Here is a 4,983-nt window from a genome sequence, read left to right as displayed (position 1 = left end):
TATAGCTCTTAAATTGACGAAGCTTGCGCTTCATTCAAAAATTGTAAAACTTATTTTTGCCTCATCGTTCAGTTTTCAAAGTTCGTCTGTCGCTCTTGGCGACTTCATTAATCTATCACGTTTCAATTGTTTTCGTCAACAACTTTTTTCACAAATTGTTTTTCTGAAATAATCTTTTGCCGTGACAACGTTTATAACTATAATCTCTATTTACCACTTCGTCAATACAAAAAACAATAAAATTTAAAAAAAGATTTACTCTTCGCTGATAAGACGAAAAGTAAACCTTGATTACCTGTTTCATTTAAGACGAACGTAACCCGTCTTTTCGACCAACACCTGGCCATCCTCGCTACCTAACCATTTTAGAAAAGCATCATATTGCTCTGCTTTTTCTTCCGTAGTAACTGCGTAGAATTCAGAGGTCAGCGGATAGGATCCGTCTTGAATCGTTTTAACGGTCGATTCGACCCCATCTATACGAAGTAACTTGACTTTATGATCATTGACCATTTCTGTCGCATAGTATCGGAATGAGAATCCGATCGCATTTTTATGATTTCGATACGATGAGGCTTGTTGAATGATTCCACCCATTCCTTGAGGTACATCTTCAACCGGTGCCTCCATCAACTTTCGTTCACCCATCATCTTTTGCAATGCCGTTTGACTACCGCTATCTTCAGGTCGTTGAAAAGCACGAATGGTTTCGGAGTTGCCACCGACCTCTTTCCAATTTCGGATGTCCCCCGCATAAATTCCACGGACTTGTTCCATTGTCAATGACTCTACCGGATTATCTTCATGAACAAAGAATACAAATGCTTCTCTACCAACAGGTGTCATATGTAGAGATACGTCTTTTTGCTTCGCAACTTGCAACTGACGATCCGACGGACCCGCGACAAAAATCAAGTCCGTTTGATCGTTCATCAATCGACTGTATGCTTCTGGCGTTGTTGTCGAGACGACTTTACTCACTTGATCATTATACGGGTCATACGTTCCGGAGTTTGGATACACCGCTTCGACGAATGAAGCATACATCGGATAAAGAGCTGTCGCACCATCCAACCGTGGCACGCCGTTTACGAATGAAACGGATGTTGGATGATTCAATTTCGCCAATCGATCTGAGTTCGTAAATGGCTGATAATCGATTAACTCTACACCACGCTCTTCAATTTTCAAATGGTCTTGATACATGTAGTACCCTTTGACAGAAGCGAATACAAGAACACCTGATAAAACTCCCCAACCGAGGACCCGTTTCACTTTCCGATTTGAGAGAGGCGAAAAATCATAAAGACCCATACATACAATCAACAGAGCCGCCATATACCAAATCGTCCAAAGAATGGGGCGTCCTTGTATAATCGGGTCTCCCATCGTAAAGAGAGCGACAACGACGGAAATCACAAACGTGACAAATAAAATGAAAATCGTTCCGATGCTAAACTTCAAAAATTTCATGCGACGTATCGTCTCCTCATCATGCTTACATACGGGGAATTAGGCAATCTCATAAAGTACTGCTTCTACTCCAACTCCCTTTGTTGGTCTCGTGACCGTACGAACATATCCTTTTCTCACTAAAAATCCGATGATACTTCCGAGGTCGACACGAAGCTCATTTAAGTTTGGATGATCCATCAATTCGGAGAACGTCCAAGCCCCATCTTTCTCTTGCATCGTCTGAAGTAACAACAGTGTGCCGGGCAACACTTTTGATTGAATCAAATGTTCCATTCCAATCACGACAAGATGGATTCGTTGTTCAAGTGTCTCTTGTCCCCCGACAAGTTCTTCGTGTAGCTTATAAATTTCAAGATCGATTGCTCGGACTTGTTCCCATAAAACAATTTCAGGATGAATTCCAGCCTCTAAAATCGAAAGTCGCGCCAAGTGTGTGAGCGCATGGTGAATCTGGGTAAAGGCGTCTTGGAATTCGCCTTCTAAAAATAAATAGCGACCATCTTCAAAACGACGCAATAGTTTCGCAAACGAAAGCGATAGTTGAAGACGTTGTTCCCTATTCGTCAAATTACGATTTCGTTGTCGCAACTCTAAGATGTATTCATTCCGTTCAAATAGAACAATTCCGTCTTCAATCCAATGAATCGCGCGTCGGTTTTCATTTAAGACGATCCATCTGTCCATCATCGAGTCACTCACGACATGTAAGACAATTCTTTCTTGACCGACCTGATAATGTTTCACCGTCCAAAATGGATCCGGTCTCGCTTCAATGACAATGAGCAGACGGTCGGATTGATCCGTCAACGGATCACGTGCTCGTTTTTTCTTCACTTCAATAATTCCAAGAGTTGTTTTTAATGCAGCATATTCTGAATAAATAGTGCGAGTCGCATATTCCATCGTCATCTGGACCCCTTCTCTCCCAATCGTAAGTTGACTATATATGACGATTGTCATTTTCGATACGAACAAGATTCGCCCTCTTTTCAAAAAACTCCTGCCGAAAAAGTGCAGGAACTTCTCACTCGTTTGAAGATGAGCTATGATAGAGACAGACTATTGGAGGGATTCACTTATGAAAAAACGGGGGAACAAAATCAACCGTGCACGCAATATAGCATTACTCCTGATTTTCGGCGGAATCGGCGTCATGTATCTCGGACTTCTCGCTAAATCCATCACTTGGCTCATGATTATTTTTATGCTGCTTGGATTTATCATGGTGCTCGCAAGCTCTGCCCTTTACTTCATCGTCGGGATGGCCTCGACAAAAGCAATCATCGTCACGTGTCCGAATTGCGAAAAAGAGACGAAAATGCTTGGGCGCGTCGACTTATGTATGCATTGTGACGAACCGCTCACAATTGACCGCTCACTTGAAGGTAAAGAGTTTGATGAAAAATATAACAAGCGTCAGTCAGAACAAACTGACTGACAACAAAAAACCACATCCGAATGCTCGGATGTGGTTTTTAATGTGTTTGTGATTGCTCAGATTGGCAAGACGGACACGTTCCGTACACTTCAAGACGGTGACGATCGACTTTGAACCCAGTCAATTGAGATGCAACCGATTCGATTTCATCTAATACCGGATAATTAAAGTCGACGACTTTCCCACACGTGTCACAGATGATGTGATAGTGTTTCGACGTCACAAAATCAAAGCGACTTGAGGCGTCCCCATAGTTCATCTCTTGAACGAGACCCACTTCTTTAAAGACACGCAAGTTGTTATATACAGTGGCCACACTCATGTTTGGAAACCGTGCGGCAAGTGCCTTATAAATGTCATCCGCTGTCGGGTGACTGTGCTCCGTGACGAGGTACTCCAAAATGGCCTGGCGCTGAGGCGTCATTCTGACTCCATGTTCCCGGAGCGACTGAACAGCATGGTCAAGCATTTCGCTTCCCACGTCAATCCCTCATTTCTTCTATAAAATTCATGCGAAATAGTTTTGAAAATTAACTTATTTCTTACATAGTAATCTTTATAAATAGTGTACTGATTTCTCAACTACTCGTCAAACACTGAGCTTATGCGGTTGACGGCTATGATACAATAAGTGCGAATTTGAATAAGGAGGCAATACATATGACTACTTCATCAAATCGTCAGTCATCCGATGCATTATACCAAGATGCACTCACTCACATCGTCGGAGGTGTCAACAGTCCATCCCGCTCATTTAAAGCGGTCGGTGGCGGCGCCCCTGTTTATATGGAACGCGGCGAAGGTGCCTATTTTTATGATGTAGACGGCAACCGTTACATCGATTATTTGGCGGCATACGGTCCAATCATTACGGGTCATGCCCACCCACACATTCATGAAGCGCTTATGAACGCTTCTTCAAAAGGTTTATTATACGGAACACCTCACCGTCTTGAAGTCGAGTTTGCCAAGAAACTAAAACAAGCCATTCCTTCTATGGATAAGGTACGATTCACCAACTCTGGAACAGAAGCCGTGATGACGACAGTTCGAGTCGCCCGTGCTTATACCGGTCGTGAACTCGTTGTGAAATTCAGCGGTTGCTACCACGGACATTCGGATCTCATGCTGATTGCAGCAGGTAGTGGTCCAGCAACACTCGGTTCTCCAGACTCAGCAGGTGTGACAAAAGCCACAGCTAAAGAAGTCATCACCGTCCCATTCAACGACATCGAAGCGTATCGCGAGATGATGAAGGAATGGGGAGACCAGGTCGCATGTGTTCTCGTCGAGCCGATTGTCGGGAACTTCGGAATCGTAGAACCGAAGCCAGGTTTCCTCCAGGCTGTTAATGACATCACGCACGAACATGGCGCTCTCGTCATCTATGATGAAGTCATCACAGCATTCCGCTTCACATATGGAAGTGCCCAACAAGTATACGGAATCGAACCGGATATGACGGCACTTGGGAAGATTATTGGTGGTGGTCTACCAATTGGCGCTTATGGCGGAAAAGCCGAAATCATGGAGACGGTCGCACCACTCGGACCTGCGTATCAAGCCGGCACAATGGCAGGAAACCCGGCCTCGATGGCGACAGGAATCGCGTGTCTCGAAGTACTTGAACAACCTGGCGTTTATGAAAAGTTAGACAAGCTCGGTGCACGACTTGAGGCAGGGATCCGTGAAGCGGCAGAGAAACATGACGTGACCATCACGCTCAACCGTTTGAAGGGAGCGCTCACGGTATACTTCACGGATGAAATCGTCACTGATTATGAGGGTGCTGAAAAATCGGACGGTGAGAAGTTCGGACGCTTCTTCAAGTTGATGCTTGAAAACGGCGTGAACTTGGCCCCATCGAAATATGAGGCATGGTTCCTCACAACAGAACATACGGAACAAGATATCGACGAGACAATCGAAGCGGTCAACCGCTCGTTTGCACAGTTGTGAGAAAGAGATGCGTAAGCATCTCCAGGCTGTTGACGAACCAAATCGCCACGTGCGATTTGGTTCGTCTTTTTTTATGTCCAACGAGCTCGAGGCGCTCTGCCCGACAAAAA

Annotated in this window: 5 protein-coding genes; 2 read left to right on the top strand and 3 right to left on the bottom strand. The window is 44.5% G+C overall.

Features of this window, described 5'->3' with window-relative positions; translation table 11 throughout:
• Positions 1–300 precede the first annotated feature (300 nt).
• Positions 301–1,473 (bottom strand): PstS family phosphate ABC transporter substrate-binding protein, encoded by a 1,173-nt coding sequence (locus KNO92_RS14585; RefSeq protein WP_214697368.1) that lies wholly within the window; start codon positions 1,471–1,473, stop codon positions 301–303.
• 39 nt (positions 1,474–1,512) lie between these two features.
• Positions 1,513–2,451, bottom strand: coding sequence for a nucleotidyltransferase-like protein (locus tag KNO92_RS14580; protein ID WP_224863216.1), 939 nt, complete (start codon positions 2,449–2,451; stop codon positions 1,513–1,515).
• 103 nt (positions 2,452–2,554) lie between these two features.
• Between KNO92_RS14580 and KNO92_RS14575 the strand changes: the two genes are divergently transcribed.
• Positions 2,555–2,914, top strand: coding sequence for a YgzB family protein (locus KNO92_RS14575; protein ID WP_251127031.1), 360 nt, complete (start codon positions 2,555–2,557; stop codon positions 2,912–2,914).
• Positions 2,915–2,951: 37 nt separating this feature from the next.
• Here KNO92_RS14575 and perR read toward each other — a convergent pair whose 3' ends face one another.
• The gene (gene perR, locus KNO92_RS14570; protein ID WP_031421138.1) at positions 2,952–3,383 is read right to left on the bottom strand and encodes a peroxide-responsive transcriptional repressor PerR; all 432 of its coding nucleotides are present in this window, start codon (positions 3,381–3,383) and stop codon (positions 2,952–2,954) included.
• Between the two features lie 191 nt (positions 3,384–3,574).
• On the opposite strand from perR, the gene KNO92_RS14565 reads away from it, so the two are divergent.
• Positions 3,575–4,873, top strand: a complete 1,299-nt coding sequence (locus tag KNO92_RS14565) for a glutamate-1-semialdehyde 2,1-aminomutase (RefSeq protein WP_214697372.1) — start codon at positions 3,575–3,577, stop codon at positions 4,871–4,873.
• The last annotated feature ends 110 nt before the right edge of the window (positions 4,874–4,983 follow it).

This window comes from Exiguobacterium sp. s129 (assembly GCF_018617585.1).
In the GTDB taxonomy this organism is placed as follows: Bacteria; Bacillota; Bacilli; order Exiguobacteriales; family Exiguobacteriaceae; genus Exiguobacterium; species Exiguobacterium aestuarii_A.
Note: the sequence above shows the minus strand (reverse complement) of the source record. Positions and strands in the feature narration are given on the sequence as shown.